Origin of the sequence: uncultured Microbacterium sp. (genome assembly GCF_937927635.1) — a bacterium.
Taxonomy (GTDB): Bacteria; Actinomycetota; Actinomycetes; order Actinomycetales; family Microbacteriaceae; genus Microbacterium.
The window spans coordinates 58,039-79,392 of the sequence record NZ_CALBRW010000016.1; the positions used below are offsets into that span (position 1 = coordinate 58,039).

Annotated in this window: 20 protein-coding genes; 6 read left to right on the forward strand and 14 right to left on the reverse strand. The window is 69.9% G+C overall.

All coding sequences use genetic code 11. From position 1 onward, the window contains the following. The first annotated feature begins 36 nt into the window (after positions 1-36). The gene (locus tag Q0568_RS04975) at positions 37-1,380 is read left to right on the forward strand and encodes a solute carrier family 23 protein (RefSeq protein WP_298863181.1); all 1,344 of its coding nucleotides are present in this window, start codon (positions 37-39) and stop codon (positions 1,378-1,380) included. 248 nt (positions 1,381-1,628) lie between these two features. Here Q0568_RS04975 and Q0568_RS04980 read toward each other — a convergent pair whose 3' ends face one another. The 5 genes from Q0568_RS04980 to Q0568_RS05000 are packed head-to-tail and all read right to left on the reverse strand — an operon-like array spanning position 1,629 to position 8,007. Continuing rightward, the gene (locus Q0568_RS04980) at positions 1,629-3,344 is read right to left on the reverse strand and encodes a biotin carboxylase N-terminal domain-containing protein (protein ID WP_298863184.1); all 1,716 of its coding nucleotides are present in this window, start codon (positions 3,342-3,344) and stop codon (positions 1,629-1,631) included. Next, on the reverse strand, positions 3,341-5,125 hold the full coding sequence (locus tag Q0568_RS04985; RefSeq protein ID WP_298863187.1) for a carboxyltransferase domain-containing protein: 1,785 nt from the start codon (positions 5,123-5,125) through the stop codon (positions 3,341-3,343). Before Q0568_RS04985 ends, Q0568_RS04980 begins: the two co-directional genes overlap by 4 nt. Beyond that, positions 5,125-5,925 carry a putative hydro-lyase gene (locus tag Q0568_RS04990; RefSeq protein WP_298863190.1) on the reverse strand — a complete coding sequence of 267 codons (801 nt, stop codon included), beginning with the start codon at positions 5,923-5,925 and terminating at the stop codon, positions 5,125-5,127. The genes Q0568_RS04985 and Q0568_RS04990 overlap by 1 nt, the downstream gene beginning before the upstream one ends. Before the next feature lies 1 nt (position 5,926). After that, entirely contained in the window at positions 5,927-6,697 is a 771-nt protein-coding gene (locus Q0568_RS04995) for a 5-oxoprolinase subunit PxpA (RefSeq protein ID WP_298863193.1), read from the reverse strand. A gap of 35 nt (positions 6,698-6,732) precedes the next feature. Continuing rightward, positions 6,733-8,007 carry an NRAMP family divalent metal transporter gene (locus Q0568_RS05000; protein ID WP_298863196.1) on the reverse strand — a complete coding sequence of 425 codons (1,275 nt, stop codon included), beginning with the start codon at positions 8,005-8,007 and terminating at the stop codon, positions 6,733-6,735. Between the two features lie 102 nt (positions 8,008-8,109). Here Q0568_RS05000 and Q0568_RS05005 point away from each other — a divergent pair, with 102 nt between their 5' ends. Continuing rightward, a complete protein-coding gene (locus Q0568_RS05005; RefSeq protein WP_298863199.1) occupies positions 8,110-8,748 on the forward strand; it encodes a GntR family transcriptional regulator in 639 nt (212 codons plus the stop codon). 33 nt (positions 8,749-8,781) lie between these two features. Here the strand turns inward: Q0568_RS05005 and Q0568_RS05010 are convergent, their stop codons facing one another. Next, the gene (locus Q0568_RS05010; protein WP_298863202.1) at positions 8,782-10,053 is read right to left on the reverse strand and encodes a DUF4143 domain-containing protein; all 1,272 of its coding nucleotides are present in this window, start codon (positions 10,051-10,053) and stop codon (positions 8,782-8,784) included. Positions 10,054-10,220: 167 nt separating this feature from the next. On the opposite strand from Q0568_RS05010, the gene Q0568_RS17180 reads away from it, so the two are divergent. Continuing rightward, positions 10,221-10,421 carry a LuxR C-terminal-related transcriptional regulator gene (locus tag Q0568_RS17180; RefSeq protein WP_366941358.1) on the forward strand — a complete coding sequence of 67 codons (201 nt, stop codon included), beginning with the start codon at positions 10,221-10,223 and terminating at the stop codon, positions 10,419-10,421. Positions 10,422-10,424: 3 nt separating this feature from the next. Here the strand turns inward: Q0568_RS17180 and Q0568_RS05015 are convergent, their stop codons facing one another. Together Q0568_RS05015 and Q0568_RS05020 are read right to left on the reverse strand one after the other, a co-directional pair. Then, entirely contained in the window at positions 10,425-11,426 is a 1,002-nt protein-coding gene (locus tag Q0568_RS05015; protein ID WP_298863205.1) for a LacI family DNA-binding transcriptional regulator, read from the reverse strand. Between the two features lie 58 nt (positions 11,427-11,484). Beyond that, complete coding sequence (locus Q0568_RS05020) at positions 11,485-12,906, reverse strand: family 1 glycosylhydrolase (RefSeq protein ID WP_298863208.1); 1,422 nt, start codon at positions 12,904-12,906, stop codon at positions 11,485-11,487. 74 nt (positions 12,907-12,980) lie between these two features. Between Q0568_RS05020 and Q0568_RS05025 the strand changes: the two genes are divergently transcribed. Continuing rightward, the gene (locus Q0568_RS05025) at positions 12,981-13,502 is read left to right on the forward strand and encodes an adenine phosphoribosyltransferase (RefSeq protein ID WP_298864126.1); all 522 of its coding nucleotides are present in this window, start codon (positions 12,981-12,983) and stop codon (positions 13,500-13,502) included. 156 nt (positions 13,503-13,658) lie between these two features. Here the strand turns inward: Q0568_RS05025 and Q0568_RS05030 are convergent, their stop codons facing one another. Then, positions 13,659-14,327 (reverse strand): MerR family transcriptional regulator, encoded by a 669-nt coding sequence (locus tag Q0568_RS05030; protein ID WP_298863210.1) that lies wholly within the window; start codon positions 14,325-14,327, stop codon positions 13,659-13,661. 288 nt (positions 14,328-14,615) lie between these two features. On the opposite strand from Q0568_RS05030, the gene purS reads away from it, so the two are divergent. Together purS and purQ are read left to right on the forward strand one after the other, a co-directional pair. Beyond that, positions 14,616-14,864: a phosphoribosylformylglycinamidine synthase subunit PurS gene (gene purS / locus Q0568_RS05035; protein WP_298863214.1), complete on the forward strand. Its 249-nt coding sequence runs from the start codon at positions 14,616-14,618 to the stop codon at positions 14,862-14,864. Beyond that, a complete protein-coding gene (gene purQ / locus Q0568_RS05040; RefSeq protein WP_298863217.1) occupies positions 14,861-15,568 on the forward strand; it encodes a phosphoribosylformylglycinamidine synthase subunit PurQ in 708 nt (235 codons plus the stop codon). The genes purS and purQ overlap by 4 nt, the downstream gene beginning before the upstream one ends. 163 nt (positions 15,569-15,731) lie before the next feature. On the opposite strand, the gene Q0568_RS05045 is transcribed toward purQ, so the two are convergent. From Q0568_RS05045 to gcvPA, 5 genes are all read right to left on the reverse strand, one after another. Further along, positions 15,732-16,163, reverse strand: a complete 432-nt coding sequence (locus Q0568_RS05045; protein WP_298863220.1) for a DUF1761 domain-containing protein — start codon at positions 16,161-16,163, stop codon at positions 15,732-15,734. A gap of 91 nt (positions 16,164-16,254) precedes the next feature. Then, a complete protein-coding gene (locus Q0568_RS05050) occupies positions 16,255-17,013 on the reverse strand; it encodes an SDR family NAD(P)-dependent oxidoreductase (RefSeq protein WP_298863223.1) in 759 nt (252 codons plus the stop codon). 30 nt (positions 17,014-17,043) lie between these two features. Further along, entirely contained in the window at positions 17,044-18,366 is a 1,323-nt protein-coding gene (locus Q0568_RS05055) for an NAD(+)/NADH kinase (RefSeq protein WP_298863225.1), read from the reverse strand. Next, positions 18,363-19,973 (reverse strand): aminomethyl-transferring glycine dehydrogenase subunit GcvPB, encoded by a 1,611-nt coding sequence (gene gcvPB, locus Q0568_RS05060; protein WP_298863228.1) that lies wholly within the window; start codon positions 19,971-19,973, stop codon positions 18,363-18,365. The genes Q0568_RS05055 and gcvPB overlap by 4 nt, the downstream gene beginning before the upstream one ends. Next, positions 19,970-21,346, reverse strand: a complete 1,377-nt coding sequence (gcvPA, locus tag Q0568_RS05065) for an aminomethyl-transferring glycine dehydrogenase subunit GcvPA (protein WP_298863234.1) — start codon at positions 21,344-21,346, stop codon at positions 19,970-19,972. The genes gcvPB and gcvPA overlap by 4 nt, the downstream gene beginning before the upstream one ends. Positions 21,347-21,354 lie beyond the last annotated feature (8 nt).

Below are 21,354 nucleotides of genomic sequence, written 5' to 3' on the forward strand. Positions count from 1 at the left end.
CGTGATCCCGCACGCGCCCCACCTCCGAGGAGCCCCATGCCGCAGTGGAAGATCCATGGCGACGGTCGCACTGTCGCGCCCGACGCCGTCGTCCGTCCCGATGAGCGCCTGAACTGGCCCGCCACGATCGCGATCGGCGTGCAGCACGTCGTCGCGATGTTCGGCGCCACGTTCCTGGTGCCGATCCTGACCGGATTCCCCGTGCCGACCACGCTGCTGTTCAGCGGCGTCGGCACCATCCTGTTCCTGCTGGTCACCCGCAACAAGCTGCCCAGCTACCTGGGCTCGTCGTTCGCCTTCATCGCCCCGGTCACCGCGGCGACCGCGGCCAACGCCACCGGCGCAAGCGACGGGATCGGGTCGGCACTGGCCGGCATCATCGCGGTCGGCGTGCTGCTGACCATCATCGGCGTGGTCGTGCACACCGCAGGCGTCAAGTGGGTGGACCGCTTCCTGCCGCCGGTGCTGGCAGGCACCATCGTCGCGCTGATCGGGTTCAACCTGGCCGGCGCCGCGCACGGCAACTTCGCCACGGCGCCCGTCACCGCGACCTTCACCCTGACGGTCACGATCCTGTTCGCCGTGGTGTTCCGCGGGTTCCTCGGCCGCATCTCGATCTTCCTCGGCGTGATCGCGGGCTACATCTTCGCCGCGTTCCGGGGCGAGCTCGACTTCAGCAAGGTCGACAAGGCAGCCTGGGTGGGCCTGCCCACCTTCCACATGCCCGACTTCGTCAGCCCCGGCACGTGGGCCGTGATGGCGATGTTCCTGCCGGTCGTGCTGGTGCTGATCGCCGAGAACGTCGGGCACGTGCGCGGTGTCGCCACCATGGTCGAGGACCCCACGATCAACGAGCACACCGGCAAGGCGCTGATCGCCGACGGCATCTCGACCACCCTGGCCGGCTTCTTCGGCGGCTCGGGCACCACCACCTACGGCGAGAACATCGGCGTGATGGCATCCACCCGCGTCTACTCGACGGCGGCGTACTGGGTGGCCGGTATCACTGCCATCCTGCTGAGCATGTCGCCGAAGTTCGGCGAGGTGATCAACTCCGTGCCCGCCGGCGTGCTGGGCGGCATCACCACCGCGCTGTACGGCCTGATCGGCGTGATCGGCATCAAGATCTGGGTCGACAACAAGGTCGACTTCTCACGCCCGGTCAACCAGTACACCGCGGCCGTGGCGCTGATCATGGCCGTCGGAGGCTTCGAGATCCAGGGTGATGGCGGCTTCGTGCTGGGCGGCATCGTGATCGCCACGGTCGCGGCCATCGTCATCTACCACGGCGGCAACGCCATCGCCCGGCTGCGGCACACCGGCGCCGACGACCCCAAGCCCCTCGAGGGCGTGGGCGCGCCCGGCGGCGACCCGGCCTGAGTGGGGTTCGAGGGCCCCGGATGCTGTGATTCACGGCATCCGGGGCCCTCGGCGTCTGCTCTGGCTGGGCTGATCTTTCGACATCCCCGCTGCGGAGAACCGGAGAACAGCCCGGAACCGGACGATCGACGGCGAGACTGTCCGGTTCTCGGCGATCCTCCGGTTCTCGGCTGGTCAGACCGCGCAGAGCGGATGCCGATCGCCGTGCGGTACCAGGAGGAGCGGATGCCGGGGAGCCGGCCTCCGCGTCAGGCGATGCGGCCGATCACGGCATCCGCGGTGACCGAATCGCCGACCGTCGCAGCGTGCGTGAGCGTGCCGGAACGGTGCGCGAGCACCGGGGTCTCCATCTTCATCGCGTCCAGCACCGCGACGGTGTCGCCCTCGGCGACCGTCGCACCGTCGTCGGCCAGCCAGCGCACCAGTGCGCCGGGCACTGGTGCGCGCAGCTCGGCCGGGTCGGCCTCGGTGGCAGCTGAGGGAGCGGATGACGCACCCGCGGCGAATCCGGACAGCAGCCCCACCGGCAGCCCGAGCATCACGCGCCGGCCGTCGATCTCCACGGGGAAGCGGGTGAGCCCGGCATCCGCCACGGGATCCGGGCGCAGCTGCGGCTCCAGACGCGACAGCAGCGCGGCCTCGATCCACTGCGTGTGCACGGCGAAAGTCTCGGTCTGGAACTCCGGCGCCTCGACGGCCAAGCGGTCGAAGCCGATCACGGTCGCGGGCCCCTCGATCTCGAGCTCGCGCAACGCGCGGCGGGCGCGCACCAGGGCTGCGTCGCGAGAATCGGCGTAGACGATGAGCTTGGCGATCATGGAGTCGAACGCGGGCTGCACGGCATCCCCCGCCTCGATGCCGCTGTCCCACCGCACGCCGGGTCCGCCCGGCACCCGCAGGGCGGTGACCTCACCGGGGCTCGGCAGGAATCCACGTCCGGGGTCCTCGGCGTTGATGCGGAATTCGAATGCGTGGCCGTGCGGCTGCGGCGTCCCCTCGAACGACGGACCCTCGCCGAACGCGATGCGGAACTGCTCGCGCACCAGATCGACGCCGGTGACCTGCTCGGTGACCGGATGCTCCACCTGCAGGCGGGTGTTCACCTCGAGGAACGAGATGGTGCCGTCGGCGGCCAGCATGAACTCCACGGTTCCGGCGCTGCGGTAGTCGACCTCGGCGCAGATGCGACGGGCCGCGTCGTGGAACCGCTCGCGCTGCTCGGGAGTGAGTCCGGGGGCGGGGGCCTCCTCGATCAGCTTCTGGTTGCGGCGCTGCATGGAGCAGTCCCGGTCACCGACGGCGATGACTCCCCCTCGGCCGTCGCCGAGCACCTGCACCTCGATGTGGCGCGGGCTCTCCAGGAACCGCTCCACGAAGCACTCCCCGCGCCCGAAGGCCACGACGGCCTCGCGGGTGGCGGCGTCGAACGCCTCGGCCACCTCACTCAGCTCGCGCACGACCTTGATGCCCCGTCCGCCACCACCGAACGCGGCCTTGATGGCGATCGGCACGCCGTGCTCCTGAGCGAAGGCGACGGCCTCGGCAGGGCCCGACAGCGGGTGGTCGGTGCCGGCAGCCAGCGGGGCGCCGACGCGCTGGGCGATGCGGCGGGCGGTCATCTTGTCGCCGAGCGCCTCGATACTGGCGGGAGTCGGGCCGATCCAGATCAGGCCGGCGTCCTCGACGGCACTCGCGAACGCGGCGCTCTCGGAGAGGAACCCGTAGCCCGGATGCACGGCATCCGCTCCGCTGCGGTGCGCGGCGTCCAGCAGCGCGTCGATCGACAGGTACGTGTCAGCGGCGGTCGCACCGCCCAGGCCCACTGCCTCGTCGGCCAGGCGCACGTGCAGGGCGTCGGCGTCCTGATCGGCGTAGACGGCGACCGACGTGTATCCGGCCTCGGCGCAGGCGCGGATCACGCGCACCGCGATCTCGCCGCGGTTGGCGATGAGGATCTTCGTCATGAGGTGCCCTTCTCAGTCAGGTCGAGGTGTGGTCGTACGGATGCCTGCGGCGTGTCGGCGGCGGATGCGGGCCGGCTCGCCGGGGAGCGTCCGTGATCCATCACGGGATCCACGACGCGGAAGCGGATGCGCACGCCGGGCGGCAGCTGGCCCGCAAGGTCCAGGCAGCGATCGGTGAGCGCGCCGATGATCGGGTATCCGCCGGTGAGCGGGTGGTCGGGCAGGAACAGCACGGGCTGCCCGTCCGCCGGCACCTGGATGGCGCCGGTGACCGCGCCCTCGCTGGGCAGCTCACCGCCCGTCGCGCGCTCCAGCGGCACGTCGCCGTGCAGCCGGATCCCGACGCGATCGGAGCGCGGCGTGACTGTCCATTCCTGGGCGGTGAGGGTCTGCAGAGCGGATGCCGTGAACCAGTCGTCGCGCGGGCCGAGAGTGATCTCGAGCTCGACCTGATCACCGGATGCCGGCAGCGCGCGTGGCTGCGGATGCGGGTCGACCGCATGCGGGGCACCCATACCCATTTCGACGACGTCGCCCGCCTTCAGCGGTGCGGGTCCGAGACCGGCAAGGGTGTCGGATGCCGTGCTGCCGAGCGCCTCGTGCGCCCGGATGCCCCCGCGCACCGCGATGACGTACCGCAGCCCGTGGGTGGGATGCCCGAGCGCGAGCTCATCCCCGTCGACGACCGCGAACGGGGTCCCGTGCGCAAGCGTGCGGGTGCGCCCCGCGGCATCCGTCAGTACGAGCTCGCCGACCGCGCCGGCGACTGCTGCGACACCGTCGCCACGGAAACGCAGCACGCATCCGCCGACACTCTCCAGAACAGCCGCTCCGGCCGGATTCCCGACTGCCCTGTTCGCGTCGCGCAGCGCCGTGCGGTCCGCGACCCCTGACGCCGAGACGCCCAGCGCCGCATGCCCGGACCGCCCCAGATCCTGCACCAGCAACTGCAGCGAAGGCCGGACGACCTCCACGGTTCCGAGCGCAGCGACGGATCCCACCCCCGCAGCGGAACCGGATCCCGTCCCCGCCCGGTGACCCGCCCCATCGAGCGCAACGACGGCATCCCCCGGGCGAGCTGGCATCGGGTCTGGCGGGAGCGCGACGGAGGAGCGCGGGGGCATGTCTCGACCGGGGGATGCCGTCGCGGAGCGGACCGCCCCACCCCGAACCGAAGCAGGTGCACGAACGAAACGCACCAGGGTCCCCGGCGACATCAGCGCCGGCGGGTCCCTCTCGATGTCCCACATCACGGCATCCGTCCGCCCGATCAGCTGCCAGCCGCCCGGGCTCTCCCGCGGGTACACGCCCGTGAAGTGCCCGGCGAGCCCCACCGACCCCGCGGGCACGCGGGTGCGCGGCGACGACCGACGCGGCACGTCGAACAGCGAGTCGCTGCCGACCGTGTAGCCGAATCCGGGGGCGAAGCCCGAGAAGGCGACCTGCCACTCCGCCGCCAGGTGCCTGTTCACGACCTCTTCGGCTGAGACGCCCAGCAGGGTCGCGACCTCGTCGAGGTCCTCGCCGTCGTACTGCACGGGGATGCTGACCTCGCGCGTGTGGCGCACGTGCGCGGCATCCACCGGCGTCGCCTCCACCACCGCAGCGAGCTCCGCGGCGGACACGCGCAGCGGGTCGAAGCGCACCAGTACGGTGCGGGCACCGGGGATCCGCTCGACCACCCCATGGATGCCGTCCCAGGCGAGGTTCAGGCGCATGGCCTCGTCGAGGTCTGCCGCCTCGACGAGCAGTGCGCGATCGGATGCCGTGAGGATGCGCATCAGACGATGTATTCCGCGTCGGGAACGTCGGTGATGAACATGTAGCCGGGGGAATGCGTCACGGCGAACGGCGGCTTGGATGCCATGATCGCGGCCTGCGGGGTGACGCCGCACGCCCAGAAGACGGGGATCTCGCCGTCGCGCACCTCGGGCGCATCGCCGAAATCGGGCGCATTCAGATCGAGGATCCCCAGCGACGCGGGATCGCCGATGTGCACGGGGGCGCCGTGCACGGCGGGCGTGCGGCCGGAGATCTGCACGGCGTCCGCGACCCGGGATGCCGGGATCGGCCGCATCGAGACGACCATCTCCCCGCTCAGCCGCCCAGCCGGGGCGCACGCGACGTTCGTGCGGTACATGGGCACGTTGCGGCCGAGCTCCTGGTGGCGGATGGGGATGCTTGCCTCGACGAGCCCGGTCTCGAAGGTGAAGCTGCAGCCGATGAGGAAGGCGACCAGGTCGGGATGCTCATCCCAGGCGGCCGTGGCGTCGGTCACCTCCTCGGTGAGGATGCCGTCGCGCCAGATGCGGTACTGGCCGATGTCGGTGCGGATGTCGCTGCCGGGCGCCAGCGCGGATTCAACCTGGCCCTGCTCGATGACCTCGAGCACCGGGCACGGCTTCGGGTTGCGCTGGGCGAACAGCAGGGTCTCGAACGCCCAGTCGGCAGGGACGGCGATGAGGTTGGCCTGCGTGAGCCCGGCGGCCACGCCGCTGGTGGGTTCGGCCAGGCCCTCGCGGTAGGCGCGCCGCGCGGCACGGGCGGCGGCCAGCTGGTCGGCGGTGGCGAGCACGGACATGTCAGGCTCCCCGGCCGGCGAACGGAGCGATCGTGATGCCGGCATCCTGCAGCATCCGCTTGGTCTCGGTCGCCATCGCGATCGCGCCGGCGCTGTCGCCGTGCACGCAGATGGATGCGGCATCCACCCGCACGTCGGTGCCGTCGATGGCGCGGATCAGACCGGTCTCGGCGAAGCGCACCATGCGCTCTGCAACGGCGGAGGCGTCGTGCAGCACGGCGCCCTCCTGGGTGCGCGAGACCAGCTGCCCGTCGGGCTGGTACGCGCGGTCGGCGAACGCCTCAGCGGCGACCTGGAGCCCGGCCTTCGACGCGACCTCGAGAGCGACGCCGCCGGCCAGGCCGAGCATCACGAGGTTCGGGTCGATCGCCCTGATGGCCGCGGCCACGTCGGCCGCCTGCCGCTCGTCGCGGGCGATGGTGTTATACAGCGCGCCGTGCGGTTTGACGTACGACACCGCGCCGCCGGCGGCCTTCGCCAGGCCGATCAGCGCGCCCAGCTGGTACTCGACGTGCGCCTGCAGCGTGGCCGAGTCGATCTGCACGTTGGTGCGGCCGAAGTTCTCGTAGTCGCGATAGCCGGGGTGCGCGCCGATGACCACGCCGTTGCGCACGGCGGCGTCGAGCGTCTCCCGGATGCCCTCTGGGCTGCCGGCGTGGAACCCGCACGACACGTTGGCGCTGGTGACGATCCCGAGCATCGCCGCGTCGTCACCGACGATGCGGTCGGGCGTGTTCTCGCCGAGATCCGAGTTCAGATCGATGGTTGCCATGTCATGCTCCGTTTCGTGCGGGTTCCGGGTGTGCGTCAGGCGCCGACGCCGAGGAAGGCGAAGATCGGACCCACCGAGGTGATCCCCATGTACCAGGTCAGCAGCGTGACCAGGGTGCCGGCGATCAGCAGCCACAGCGGGTACTTCCTGGTGCCGAGCAGGTCGCGGCGGAACCAGCCGATGTACATGAAGACTGTCAGACCGATCGGCAGGATGAGGCCGTTGAAGCCACCGACGAACACCAGGATCGCGGCCGGCGCGGTGCCGATCGACAGGTAGATGATCCACGAGACCACGATGAACGCCACGGTGGCCCACTGCAGCGACCAGCCGCCGAGGAAGCGCTTGTGGAAGGTGGAGAGGAAGGATGCCGAGGTGTACGCGGCCCCGATCACAGAGCTCAGCGCCGCGGCCCAGAAGATCGCGCCGAAGATGCGCAGGCCGGCATCGCCCAGCACGGCGCCGAACGCCTGGCCGGCGGGGTTGGCGGCCTGGCCGGAGAGGTCGAGGGTCACGCCGGACGCCACCACGCCGAGGATGGCGAGGAACAGCACGTACCGCATGATGCCGGTGACGAACACGCCGTTGGAGGCGGCGCGCATGACGGGGCCGGCGTACTCGGGCCCGGTGTGCCCGGAGTCCAGGTAGCGGTGCGCACCGGAGTACGTGATGTACCCGCCGACGGTGCCGCCCACGATCGTGGTGATGGTCGTGAAGTTGATGCTGTCGGGGATGATCGTCTGCCGCAGCGCGTCGCCGACCGGAGGCCCGGAGACGATCGCGACGATCACCGTCATGGCGATCATCCCGATGCCCAGCACGATGAGGACGATGTCCATCACCCGCCCGGCCTTCTTGATGAGGAAGATGATGATGGCCAGGGCGCCGGTGATCAGGCCGCCGAGTTTGGGGTCGACGCCCAGCAGGGCGTTCAGGCCCAGCCCGCCACCGGCGATGTTGCCGATGTTGAAGGCCAGGCCGCCGATGATCACCAGCACGGCGATCACGTGGCCGGAGAACGGGATGGCGCTGTTGGCGAGCTCGCCGGCGCGCTTGCCGGACGAGGTGATCATGCGCCAGATGTTCAGCTGCACGCAGATGTCGATGATCACCGAGAGCAGGATGGCGAAGGCGAACGAGGCGCCCATCGTCTGCGTGAAGGTGGCGGTCTGGGTGATGAAGCCGGGGCCGATGGCGGAGGTCGCCATGAGGAAGATCGCGCCGATGACGGCACTGCGGCCCACGCGCTTCTTCGTGGCGGCCAGGCGTGCTTCATCCTCGGCGGAGAGGGAGTGTGTCTGCTCAGACATGAGGGGGATGTCCCATCGTCGTTGGTGGGTGTCGGATGACACTGAGTGTAGAACATACCAGGCATTATTGTTCAACAATCTTTCGTCCCCTACTCTGGAGCCATGCCCTCCCACGTCCCGCTGGCCGACGAGCTGCGCACGCGCATCATCGCCGGTGACTTCGCGCCGGGGTCGCGGCTGTCGGAGTCGGCGCTGGCCGAGCAGCTGGACGTCTCCCGCAACACTCTGCGTGAGGCGTTCCGCGTGCTGGCCGAGCAGGGCCTGGTCGAGCATGTGCCGCACCGCGGCGTCTCTGTCGCCTCCCCGACCATCGCCGACGTGATCGACATCTACCGCGCACGCCGCGTTATCGAGTGCACGGCGCTGCGCTACTCCGAGCCCGAGCACCCCGCGGTGCAGCTGATGCGGGATTCGCTGACGGATGCCGAGGAGCATCTCCCCACCGGAGACTGGATCCGCGTGGGCAGCGCCAACATGGCGTTCCACGACGCGATCGTGGCACTCGCCGACAGCCCGCGCCTGGCGCGCACGTACCGTGATGTGGCCGCTGAGCTGCGCCTGGTGTTCCTGGAGATCGACGACCCCCGTGCGCTCCACGAGCCGTTCGTGCGCAAGAACCGCACGGTGCTGACGGCGCTGCTCGAGCATGGTCCGGCCGCGGCGGCAGACGAGCTCGAGCGCTATCTGATGGCCTCCGAGCGAACGGTGCTGGGAGCCTTCACGCGCATGGGCAGGGAGTAGCCGCGACCGGACTACCGGCGTCGATCCCTGTCTTCACGGGCCGAGCAGCGCGAACGGAACGACCGCGACACGATCAGAACGCCGATATGCATATGGGCCTGTGGTGACAATGACCTTCTCGATGAGTCGCTCGCCGAGTTGCTCCTCAAGCCAGTTCAGGTGGCGCACGTCGCGATCTTCGATCACCCCGGCAAGCTTGACTTCGATTGCGACCACGCTCATGTCCTCGGCCTCGACGATGATATCCACTTCGTGGTCGGTGTTCCTGGTCCGAAGATGGCTCACGCGTGCGCCTGCGGCCTCCGCATAGGTCCGCACAGACTGAACGACCAGGGACTCGAAAAGAGCACCAAGCCACGACGCTGCGAAAGGGCGAATCTTCGAGTTCTTACCCCGCAACAGTGACGCCTCGTCAACGCCCGCCATCCTGGCGGCGAGCGCAGGATCAACGACATGGTGCTTCGGTGTGCGGGTCAGCCGACGCAACGGCGCGAATGCAGGCGTCCATGCGGGCAGCGGGTCGAGCACGAATATCCGCTGAAGATGATCCCTATACGCGTCAACCGTCTGCCGGGCGGGCTTGTCCGACTCCCCTGCCGTCGCAGCATCGAGAATCGCGCTGTACGAGGCATCCGTCGCCGTTGCCGCGCCGTATGCTGCCAGCCACGCACGGACCGTGCTTGGACGCCGTATCGAGGCACCGCTCTCTGGGAGCTCCCGATCCACGATCCTCGCGATGTAGCTGTCCAGTTGCGCCTTCCTCGCCCGGTCGGGCAGGGATCGGATGCCGGGGAAACCAGACCGCAGGAGCTCGTCGACATAGCCACCCAACCCCACATCGGTGACCCCGCCGATCTGCACACTCGTGCCTGCCAACATCGCACTAAGCGAAACCTCCGGGGTGCTGATGCCTCGCTCACTGAACGCGAGAGGCCTCATCAGCATGCTGACGATGCGCCCGGCGCCCGAATGCATCCGAGCACCGACCGGCGGATTCGCAGAGCCAGTGAGAAGAAACTGTCCACCCGTCGAGTCGGTATCGACAGCGCGCCGAACAGCGTCCCAGACAGACGGAACGAGCTGCCACTCGTCAATGAGAAATGGATGGGGGGCGCTGCGGATCAGTGACAGGTCTGCCTCGAAAGGCTGCCGTTGTGCTGGATCGTCGAACGATGCCTCAGCCACTGCACGCTGCCGTGCTGTCGCAGTCTTCCCTACGCCTTTGGCACCCTCGAGTGCAATCGCCGCGAGTCCGGGCAAGAGGTCGTCGAGCGCGTCATCGATGACTCTGCGTTGGTACGGCATAGCCCCAATCTAACAGATGGACGACATTCCAACTAACAAATTGACACATACGTACTCAGCAGATTGACATCTTCGATGTCCACTGGGCGGTCACAGGCCCGCACCCTGCCATCCCAGCCTCGAGCGAAAGACCGCAACAATGTTGCGCACCGAAATCCCTATCCTGAGTGCGTGCAGGACCCAATCGACTACATACCAACACGCCGAGGGTCGCAGGCGGTGCTTCGAACGCACACATCGCGGCCAGGATGTACCTCAGCGACTCCACCGTAAGATCATCGATCAGTCGGATGATCCGACGGCTGAACGTCGAGAATCGCGTACAGCTTGCGAAACTGATCTGGGACAAGGTCCATAGGCGGCCATAACCCTCAGACAGCCGGCGCCGACCCCCGCACGATCAACTCGGTCGGCAGGACGGTCAGCGGCGCAGGACGGTGACCGGCCAGCAGGTCGATCATCATGCCCGCCAGCATCTCACCCTGCCGGAACATCGGCTGGCGGACGCTGGTGAGATCGGATGCCGCGGCCAGGGGCGAATCGTCGAACCCGATCACCGCGACATCCTCGGGCACGCGCAGACCCGCCGAGCGCAGCACGCCGATCGCGCCGCGGGCCATCAAGTCGCTCGCGACGAAGACGGCATCCGGGCGCTCGGGCTGCGCCAGCAGCAGGGCTGCGGCATCCGCTCCACCCTGCTCACTGAAGTCTCCGTCGATCTCCCCGCAGGGCTGCAGTCCGGCATCCGCGAGCTCGGCGAGGAACCCGTCGCGACGGTCCACGCTGACGGCCATGGTCATGGTGCCGGTGATGGTGGCGATGCGGCGCCGGCCCAGGGCGATCAGGTGCGCGACCGCCCCGCGCGCCGCGGCGGCGTTGTCCACGTCGATGATGATGTCGCTCTGGCGCACGGTGGTCGGGCGTCCGCCGAAGACCACCGGCACCGTGTCAGCGATGCTGTCCACGAAGGCGTCGCTGGCGTGGTGGGAGACGATCAGCGCACCGTCCACCCCGCCGTTGCGCACGAACCGCACCATCTTTCCGCCCGGGTCGTCGCTGGCGATGAGCAGATTGAGGATGTAGTCGGAGTCCGCCAGTCGAGCGCTGATCCCGGCGACGACGGATGCCAGGAACGGGTCTCCGAAGAAGCGCGTGGTGTCCTCCGGCACGACCAGGCCGATGGCATGGGTCTGCCGGCTGGCCAGCGACCGCGCGGCGCGGTTGGGCGCATAGTTGAGCTCGGCGATGGCGCGCTGCACGGCGGCGAGCGCCCCCGAGCTGACCGCAGGGGAGCCGTTGACGACGCGGGAGACCGTCGAGCGCGAGACCCCGGCGAGAGCGGCGACCTCTTCGATCGTGGGGCGGGGCATCATCGTCTCGTTTCGGTGCGGGAGACGCTTCGACAGGCTCAGCGACCCAGGTGTCGACAGATCACACCGCGCGGGCGGCGATGATGCGAGCGTACTCCCGACCGCTCTGCTTGATGGCGCGCCGCTGGGTGTCGTAGTCCACGCGCACGATGCCGAAGCGCTTGCCGTAGCCCCACGCCCACTCGAAGTTGTCCAGCAGCGACCAGTAGAAGTAGCCGCGTACGTCCACGCCGCTCTCGACCGCGTCCAGGGTCGCGGAGACGTGCTCGCGCAGGAACGCCGCGCGATCGGCATCCGCGACCTCGCCGTCCTCGCCCACCACGTCGTCGTAGGCGGCACCGTTCTCGGTGACGTACAGCGGCACGGAACCGGCGTAGTCGGCGGCCACGCGCTGCAGCAGGCGGGTGAGGCCCTCCGGCTGCACCTCCCAGTCCATGCCGGTGCGCGGCAGGCCGCGCTCGACCCAGTGGATGCCCTCGTGGGACGGGAAGGGCGAGGCCGTCGGCCGCTGCTGCCCGTCGGTCTCGTGCGGGTTGCCCTCGCCGCCGGACTGCGGATGCCCGCTCAGCAGCTCACCGTGGTAGTAGTTGATGCCCAGTGCGTCCAGCGGCGCGGAGATGATCTGCAGGTCGCCGTCGTGCACGGCATCCTGCCAGTCGGAGACAGCGGCGGCATCCACGTCGCGGATGTCGCGGACGATGTCGCTGGGGTATTCGCCGTGGAACAGCGGATCGAGGAACCAGCGGTTGAACTGCCCGTCGATGCGACGGGCTGCGTCCAGGTCCAGCGGGTCCTTGTCGTCGGCGGCGTCGGCGACGGTGAGGTTGAGGGTGATGCCGAGATCGAGGGTCGCGTCGCGCTCGCGCAGCGCCTGCACCGCCGTCCCGTGCGCCAGCAGCAGGTGGTGCGAGGCCAGCAGGCCGTCGCGGATGCTGGTGCGCCCCGGCGCGTGCACGCCCGCGGTGTACGACAGGAACGACGAGCACCACGGCTCGTTCATGGTGGTCCAGTGCTGCACGCGGTCGCCGAGGGCGTCGTGCACGCTGAGCGCGTAGTCGGCGAAGCGCTGCGCGGTGTCGCGGCTGGTCCACCCGCCCTGCTCCTCGAGGGCCTGCGGCATGTCCCAGTGGTGCAGGGTCAGCCACGGCACGATGTCCGCGGCCAGCAGCTCGTCGACGAGCCGGCTGTAGAAGTCGATGCCCTGGGCGTTCACCGGGCCGCCGTCGGGGCGCACGCGGGACCACGAGGTGGAGAAGCGGTACGTCTGCAGGCCGAGCTGCTTCATGAGCGCCACGTCATCGCGGTAGCGGTGGTAGTGGTCGCAGGCCACATCGCCGTTGTCGCCGTTCACCACAGCGCCGGGCACGCGCGAGAACGCGTCCCAGATCGAGGCCGTGCGGCCGTCCTCGAAGGCGGCGCCCTCGATCTGATAGGCGGCCGTGGCGGTTCCGAACAGGAAGCCGTCGGGGAAGGAGCGGGTCATGCCGACAATCATGCCATGCCCACCTGGGAGCGCTCCCACGCCCGGTCGCAGGCGAGCATGTCCGGTAACCTTGGCTGGTGAGTCCCGAACTGGCACGTGCCGAGTCATTGATCCGATCGATCCCCGACTACCCGCATCCCGGGATCCTGTTCCGGGACATCACCCCGCTGCTGGCGGATGCCGAGGCGCTTCGCACCACCACGGAGGCGCTCGTCGAGCCGTTCGCCGGCTCCTTCGACGTGGTCGCGGGCGTCGAGGCTCGCGGCTTCATCCTGGCAGGAGCAGCCGCGATCACGGCCGGTGTCGGCTTCGTGCCCATCCGCAAGGCCGGCAAGCTCCCCCGCCCTGCGGCATCCGTCGACTACGCCCTCGAGTACGGCACCGCCACGGTCGAGATGCACGACGACCTGCCCGCCGGAACCCGCGTCCTGCTGATCGACGATGTGCTGGCCACCGGCGGCACGCTGGACGCCGGACGCAAGATCGTCGAGAGGGTGGGCTGCACGGTCGCCGGCATCAGCGTGCTGTTCGAGATCGACGGCCTCGGAGGCCGCGACGTGATCGGCGACCTGCACACCGTCTTCCGCTCCGCCTGACCCCGCACTCCCCCCCCCTTCTTCTCCTCGCCCCTCCCTCCCCCCTTTTCCTCTTTCCTCGTCGAGAGCACGACATCTCGGCGAACGCACGGCTTGTCCGCGCGAAGAATCCGTGCGCTCGGCGAGGTCCCGTGCTCTCGACTCAGATGGGGTCGGTCAGCGCGCGGGGGGCTTGGCGAGATCGGCCGGCGCGCGGCCCGCGTCGATCGCGGAGCGGACGGCCGCTGCGGCGTGCGCGAGGCTGCTGACGGCCACCAGCTGCCGCGCGCGGGCGTTCACGGCCAGCAGCATCCGCCGTGCGACCTCGTCCGCCGAGCCCTCCAGTCCCAGTGCCTCGACGTTGCGGCTGGTCAGCGGCTCCAGGGCGTCGGCGTACTCCATCAGCTCGTCCACGTCGTAGTCCAGCCCCACCTCTGCGGCCTGCGCGAGCGCAAAGGCGAGCCCCCGCTCGGCCGCACCCGGGTATCCGCGCCAGTCGCGGCGCCGCATGAGCTCGTAGGTGCGTTCGCGGAACTCGGCGTACGCCGGATCGGATGCGATGTCCTCCGGCACCCCGAGCGCGAAGGACTGACAGGCGTTCATGACGTCCAGGGTCAGCACACCAGGGGTGTCGATGAGGTCGGTCAGCGTGCGGATGGATGCGGTGGATGCCCCGTACACGTCGCGCAGCACGACGATCAGCCGGGCGCGGTCCACGTGCCGCTGCTCGTAGACGGCGGTCGTGACGTTGCGCAGACGGCCGGCCGGCATGATCCCCACCCGGATCCAGTGCTTGATCGTCGTGGTGCTGACACCGCTGAGCTCCGCGAGCCTGCTCAGCTTCATCTTCTTCCTCCCCGTGCGGCGCGGGTTGGAGAGCAGACCCTGATCGAACTCTCCACGGTGCGCATTCCGTGCGAAGACTCTAACCTCTCACGTGCAGGAAGAGCTCTCGGAACGGGGGTATCCGCGGGCTGTCGAGGTGTGGGGACGCCTCGCCGGTGCCCGGGCGGGACAACGAGGGGTGCGCGTCCGCCCGGGCCGACCGGCATCCGCCCCGTCTCCCGGGCCGGGACGGCCGCAGCCGGGCGGTAGACTCTCCTTGTCCCCGCCCGCGCGTTTCTGGAGGCAGCTGTGCCCACCATCGTCGTCGACGTCATGCCCAAGGCCGAACTGCTCGACCCCCAGGGGAAGGCCGTGTCCGGCGCCTTCGCCCGCCTCGGCGTCGCCGGCTTCAGCCAGGTGCGCATCGGCAAGCGCTTCGAGCTCACCGTCGACGGAGAGGTCACCGACGAACTGCTCGCCGAGGCGCGCCGCGTGGCCGAGGACGTGCTGTCCAACTCCGTGATCGAGGACGTCGTGGGCGTCGAGGTCGCGGAATGACCGTCCGCATCGGGGTCATCACCTTCCCCGGCTCGCTGGACGACCGCGACGCGCAGCGCGCCATCCGCCACGCCGGCGCCGAGCCCGTGGCCCTGTGGCACGGTTCGCACGACCTCGAGGACGTCGACGCCCTCGTGCTGCCCGGCGGCTTCAGCTATGGCGACTACCTGCGCTCCGGCGCCATCGCCGCGCTCTCGCCGATCATGTCGGATGTGAAGGATGCCGCCGCGCACGGCATGCCGATCCTCGGCATCTGCAACGGTTTCCAGATGCTCGTCGAGGCGCACCTGCTGCCCGGCGGGCTGATCCGCAACGATCACCGGCACTTCGTGCGCCGTGACCAGCGGCTCACGGTCGAGAACGCCTCCACGGCGTGGACCAGCGCGTTCACGCAGGGCCAGGAGATCGTCATCCCGCTGAAGAACGGCGAGGGCGGCTACATCGCGGGCGACGAGACGCTGGACCGTCTGGAGGGCGAGGGCCTGGTGGCCTTCCGCTACGCCGGCGTGAACCCGAACGGGTCGCTGCGCGACATCGCCGGGCTCACCAACGAGCGCGGCAACGTGGTCGGCCTGATGCCGCACCCCGAGCACGCCACGGAGCCGGGCTTCGGCCCCGACACCGCCGCCGCCATGCGCTCCGGCGTCGACGGACTGGGCTTCTTCCACAGCGCCATCGCCGCCGTCGCGGCCGTCGCCGCGTAAGCGCGCTTCACCGGCATCCGCTCTCCCCCTCCCCGCCTCCGCGCTCCCTTGGCGTCGAGAGCACGACATCTCGGCGACGGCACGGCTCCTTCGCGTGAACAAGCCGTGCACTCGGCGAGGTCCCGTGCTCTCGACGGAGGGCAGGGGGATGCTCCGCCGAGCCTCAGATGCCGGCGGGCGGCCAGACGCCGATGATGACGGCCATCACGATGATCGTCACGAGCTCGTGCGCGATATTCAGCGTGGTCAGCTGCGTGGAGCGGCCCTCGAACGCGTCATGCGTGATGAACCGCGCTGCCGTGAAGCCCGCCCACAGCGTGACGGCCGTGACCAGCGATGCCCAGAAGTACGAGCCGGTGTAGAAGTTCTGCGCGATGGTCGCGGCGCCCGCCAGCACCCAGGCAGTGATGAAGCTGACGATCACCGTGGTGATCATCGGCCACAGCGGACCTCGTTCGGGCTTGTCGAGATCCACGCCCGCGAGCCGCGCCCACCGGGTGCCCATCACGCCGCGCGCGTACCAGACCGCCCCCACGATCATGCTCGAGAGCGTCGCCAGCAGCACAGCCCAGTAGTTGATCTCGGGAACCGTCATGGCAGCCTCCTTGCCCTGCGCTCAGGCTAGCGGCCCGTCGGGGTGCGGGCCAGCCCTCGCGACGTTACGAAGTGCAACGGGCCGGAGACGGTCAGGCGATGCCGCCGCCGTCCACGACCAGGGCGGCGCCGGTGACGTACGAGGCGTCGTCGCTGGCCAGCCACACGACGGCCGCGGCGATCTCGCCGGGCTGGCCCATGCGGTTCAGCGGGCGCTCCGCGGCCTCGGCGAGGAAGCCCTTCTGGTCCTGGCCCAGCTGGCGGGCCTCGTCGCGCAGCATGCCGGTGTCGACGTCACCCGGGTTGACCGAATTGACGCGGATGCCGTCGGGGCCGTGGTCGATGGCCAGTGCCCGGGTCATGTTGACAACCGCGCCCTTCGAGGCGCAGTAAGAGATCGCCTGGCCGCCGCCCTTCAGCCCCCAACCGGATCCGGTGTTCACGATCGAGCCACCGCCCGCCGCCTTCATCACCGGGACGACGTGCTTGCACATCAGGAAGATCGCGCGCACGTTCACCCCGAACACGCGGTCCCACTCCTCCACCGTGGTCTCCACGGCCGTGGTACGGCGGATGATGCCGGCGTTGTTGAACACCACGTCGATGCCGTCGAACGCCTGGTTCGCGGTGTCGACGACGCGGATGATGTCGTCCTCGCTGGAGACGTCGGCGGCGATGGAGATGGCCTCGCCGCCGGCCGCGCGGATCTCGGCGGCGACGGCCTCGGCAGCCTCGGCGTTCAGGTCGACGACGGCGACCTTGGCACCCTCGGCGGCGAAGGCGAGGCTGGTGGCGCGACCGATGCCGCCGGCGCCGCCGGTGACGATGGCCTTCTTGTTCTCGAGACGCATTTCAGTTCCTTCCAGAAGTCGGGTAGGGGTTCAGGGGGCGAGATCGGGCGCGGCGACAGCGTACAGGCTGGCCGTGCCGACCCCGGTGACGATACGGATGTGCCCGGCCAGGCGCGCGTCGAGGTCGGCATCACCGGTCTCGACGATCAGCGGCCGGCCGTGCAGGTCGATGAGCTTCTGCTCGGGGGCGACGACCATGAGCGGGTCGTCGCCGAGGACGCGGATGACGGATGCCGACAGCTGCTGGTTCCCGCGCCCGAGCAAGAAGCCCTGCCCGCCGATCACGGTGACCACGGCCTGCGCAGGCCCCTGGGCGACTTCGGCCAGCAGCTGCTCCTCGCTGGCTGCGGCGAGCAGTTGCCGCCCGTCGAGGATCACGTCCACGCCCAGAGGTGACTTTCGGATGCCGAGCTGCCGGGCGACCTCGGCGGTCGTGCTGCCCGGGCCCAGGAGGTAGCGGATGCCGGGCAGCATCCGCTTCACCACGCCGCGTGCGGCGGCGGCGACGGCGGCGGCCTCGGATACCGGCGTCGCAGCCTTGCGCGACTGGGTGCGGCCCACGCGGAACGGCACCCGCAGCATGCCGTACAGCACGGGGTGCACGCGGGCGTGCCGCATGCCCTCCTCGTCGACGTCCAGCACCTCGCGCTCGGCTGTGGGGAGGGTGCCGTCGATCCACTCGGCGGCGAGGGCTCCCGCGACCCGCGGACTGACCGCGAACACCGGGGAGTACATCTTCACGCCCGACGGGATGCCGAGCACCGCGGGCTGCTGGCCAGAACTCCGGAGATCCTCGCCGGAATCGGCGTCCGAGTGCCTCGGAGGGCTGGAATCCGGAAGGTTCTCCGGAGTTGTGGCAGCCGCGTCGGCGAGCCCCGCCGCCGCATCCCGCAGCGTGCCGTCACCGCCGGCCACCAGGATCAGGCTCGCGCCCGCCGCGGCGAGCGCGGCGACGGCGGCCGAGGTGTCGGATGCCGAGGTGCCCGGCTCCGAAGCGTCCGCTCGTCCGAGAACCGGAGGATCGCCCAGAACCGGAGCATCCGCGGGATCTTCTCCGGTTCTCGGCCGTCCTCCGGTTCTCGGCGCGACGGCACGTGCGCCAGACGCGTACACGACCCGGGCCTGAAGCCCGGCAGCGCGAACGGCGTCCTCGCCCATGGCTCCGGCCGCCGTCGCGATCTCCAGAGACGGATGCCGTGACGCCAGCACCCGCAGCGCGATGGTCGCCCGCTCCTGCGCGCGGAAGTGCGCGCCGCGCGCGAGGGCGAGGCGCTGCACGTCCGCGCCGTCGGAGCCGGCCAGGCCCGCAGGCCCGCCGACTCCGGCGACAGGGTTGACGACCAGTCCGATCACGACGCAGCGGCCCCCGCGAGAGCGTCGACAGCATCCGCCCGCACCACGCCGAAGTGCTTCCGCTGGTACGCGCGCCAGGTGATGGCCCAGCGCTCGGGGTCGTCGAGGTCGTCATGGTGGGTGTGGTGCACGGTCTGGTTGTGCGGCGCGGTGCGCACCAACTCCGGGTCCTCCCGCGCCTCGCGGGCGACCTGCGCCAGCGCCGCGACGTACTCGTCGAGCTCGGCCTTGGAGTAGCACTCCGTGGGCTCCAGCGTGAACGGCTGCGGCACGATGTACGGGTGGTGGCTGGTCCAATAGTGGAAGCCGTAGTCGGCCATGCGGATGCCGATCTCCTCCGAGCTGATGCCGGTCTCCTCGAACAGCTCCTGCCACGAGTACCGCACCTGCTCGATGCGACGGCGGCCGGTGGCGTATGGCGCGGATGCGCCCGGGATCTCCAGCACCCTCTTCAGCAGGTAGTTGTTGTTGAGCACGGCGATCTGCGAGGCGGTCAGCATGCCCTCAGCACCCAGCGACATGATCCACGCGTACGCCCGCACCACGTGCAGGATCACGCCGTGCGCCGGGGCGACATGTCCGATCGACAGTTCGCCGGGCTCGCGCACGACGAACCGGCCGTCGACCTGCTGCACCCGGGGGCCGGGCAGGAACGGCTCCAGCGCCGCGCTGACCGCGTTGGCCGCGGCGCCGGGCCCGCCCGATCCGTGCGGCGCGGCGAAGGTCTTGTGCAGGTTGAACTGGCACACGTCGAACCCGGCGTCGCGGGCGCGGGTGATGCCCAGGATGCCGGCGGCGTTGGCCTGATCGTAGGAGGCCAGTGCCCCGACCTCGTGCGCGGCGTCCACCCACTCCTTGATGGCCGGGTTGTAGATGCCGGTGTCCTCGGGGTTGGTGACCATGATGGCCGCGGTGCGCTCGGACAGCGCGGCCTTCAGCGCACCGAGATCCGGGTACCCGTCGGCGTCGGGGTAGACGGTGACGATCTTGTACCCGGCGACCTTGGCCGCGGCGGCGTTGGAGGGGTGGCTGAAGATCGTGGTGATGACCTCGTCGCGCTGCTCGCCCTCGCCGCGGGACTCGTGGTACGCGCGGATCATGGCGATGTTGGTCCAGATGCCGGCCGAGCCGCCCGGCGAGGCCAACGACACGGCATCCATGCCGGAGATCTCGGCCATCAGCCGCTCCAGCCGCCAGATCATCTCCAGGGCGCCCTGCGTGTCGGCGGGGTCCTGCGCGGGGTGGATCGACCTCAGCTGCGGCACCTCGATGAGCTGGTCGTTGATCTTCGGCGAGTACTTGATGGTGCAGGTGCCCTGGCCGATGTCCACGTTGAGGTCGGAGCCCAGGTTCTCCTGCGACAGACGCAGGTAGTGCTTGAGCACGCGCATCTGGGCGATCTCGGGCAGTGCCGGCGGCTCGGGACGGCGCATGTGCTTGGGAAGGTCGGCCACGATGTCACCGACGGCGTCGCGCACGGCGGGCTCCACGGGGGTGATCGCGATGCCGCGCTCGCCGGGGGTGGACAGCTCGAACACGATCGGCTCGTCCCAGCTGGCCTGGTGGAAGCGGCGCGGGCTGGTCTTGGGTGCGATGGGAAGGCTCACTTGGACTCCTCCTTGCTGGTGGCGACTGCGGCGAGCGCGTCGGCGAGTCGGTCGATATCGGTTGCAGAGGTGGTGTCGGTGACGCAGACGAGCAGGGTGCTCTCGTCCACGACGACACCGGGCTCGATGCCCTCGCGGCGCAGCGCGCTGACAGCGTCGCCCGCCGAGATGCCGTCGAGGCAGATGGTGAACTCGCGCAGGTGCAGCGCGTCATCGCCCAGTCGGATGCCGGGGATCGACGCCAGTCGATGCTGGGCGTACCGGGTGCGGGCCAGCAGCAACTCGCCGTGCTCGCGCATGCCCTCTGGTCCCATCAGGGACAGGTAGACGCCGGCGGCGATGCCCCAGAGCGCGGCTGCGGTGCCGACCCACTCCTTGCCCTCCTCGCGCTGAGCGAATGAGGTGCGCTCGTAAGCCACGTCGCCGAAGCCGTACTCGCCGGGGACCGTGGTGGACTCCAGACCGAACAGGCGCGAGGGCAGCTCCATCACGAAGCGCGGGTCGTCGTGCACGGCGATGAATCCGGCGTGCGCGCCGCCGAACCACTGGTGCAGGCCCAGGGACTGGATATCGCCGGTGACGATGTCGGCGCCCTGCAGTGCGGGCGGCGTCAGCACGCCGTAGCCGACCGGGTCGGTGCCGACCACGACCACGGCGCCGGCGGCGTGCGCGGCATCCGCGATCTCGGACAGCTGCGTCTCGACGGCGCCGGTGAAGCTCGGAGTCTCGACCCACACTGCTGCGACGCCGTCGTCCAGCGCGGCGGCGAGCGCATCGACGTCGGCCACGCCGCCGGTCGTGGCGATGTGCTCGATGTCGAGGTTGGCCCGGACGTAGTCGATCACCTTCGACAGCTTCTCCGGCAGCACGTCGCTGAGGGCGAGCACCCGGCGCCTGCCGGTGAGGCGTCCGGCCATGGCCAGGCCCGTCGCCGCGGCCTGGTAGCCGTCGTAGGTGGGGACGTTCACGACATCCATCGCCAGCAGTTCGGCCATGAGCGACTGGTACTCGAACAGCGCCTGGAAGCGACCGTGGTCCTCGTAGGGCTCGCCGGCGTAGGCGGTGAGGAACTCGCTGCGGCGGATCACCTCGTCGACGACAGCGGGGACGTAGTGGTTGTACGTGCCCGCGCCGAGGAAGCTGAGCCGCTCCTCGGTGCTGCGGTTGGCGGCGAGGATGCCCTTCACATGGCGCGCGAGGTCCTGCTCGGCCGGCAGCGGGGCAGGCACGTTCAGCGGCCTGCGCAGGCGCAGGTCCTCGGGGACGTCGGCGTAGAAGTCCTCGACGGACTCGGCGCCCACGGCGTCGAGCATCGCCTGCTTGACGGCCGGCGCCGTGTTGGGGATGTACGGGTGGACGAATGCTTCAGTCACGGCATCCT

Coding starts and splice junctions, on each gene's coding strand:
- Q0568_RS05020 (WP_298863208.1), bottom strand. CDS start 12,906: ATGACCCGCTCCTTCCCCGACGGCTTCCTGTTCGGAACCGCCACGGCC.
- Q0568_RS05045 (WP_298863220.1), bottom strand. CDS start 16,163: ATGACGGTTCCCGAGATCAACTACTGGGCTGTGCTGCTGGCGACGCTC.
- Q0568_RS05000 (WP_298863196.1), bottom strand. CDS start 8,007: ATGTCTGAGCAGACACACTCCCTCTCCGCCGAGGATGAAGCACGCCTG.
- Q0568_RS04990 (WP_298863190.1), bottom strand. CDS start 5,925: ATGTCCGTGCTCGCCACCGCCGACCAGCTGGCCGCCGCCCGTGCCGCG.
- Q0568_RS05030 (WP_298863210.1), bottom strand. CDS start 14,327: ATGAAGCTGAGCAGGCTCGCGGAGCTCAGCGGTGTCAGCACCACGACG.
- Q0568_RS04985 (WP_298863187.1), bottom strand. CDS start 5,125: ATGCGCATCCTCACGGCATCCGATCGCGCACTGCTCGTCGAGGCGGCA.
- Q0568_RS04995 (WP_298863193.1), bottom strand. CDS start 6,697: ATGGCAACCATCGATCTGAACTCGGATCTCGGCGAGAACACGCCCGAC.
- Q0568_RS05015 (WP_298863205.1), bottom strand. CDS start 11,426: ATGATGCCCCGCCCCACGATCGAAGAGGTCGCCGCTCTCGCCGGGGTC.
- Q0568_RS05050 (WP_298863223.1), bottom strand. CDS start 17,013: ATGCGTCTCGAGAACAAGAAGGCCATCGTCACCGGCGGCGCCGGCGGC.
- Q0568_RS04975 (WP_298863181.1), top strand. CDS start 37: ATGCCGCAGTGGAAGATCCATGGCGACGGTCGCACTGTCGCGCCCGAC.
- Q0568_RS04980 (WP_298863184.1), bottom strand. CDS start 3,344: ATGACGAAGATCCTCATCGCCAACCGCGGCGAGATCGCGGTGCGCGTG.
- Q0568_RS05005 (WP_298863199.1), top strand. CDS start 8,110: ATGCCCTCCCACGTCCCGCTGGCCGACGAGCTGCGCACGCGCATCATC.
- purQ (WP_298863217.1), top strand. CDS start 14,861: ATGACCGTCCGCATCGGGGTCATCACCTTCCCCGGCTCGCTGGACGAC.
- Q0568_RS05010 (WP_298863202.1), bottom strand. CDS start 10,053: ATGCCGTACCAACGCAGAGTCATCGATGACGCGCTCGACGACCTCTTG.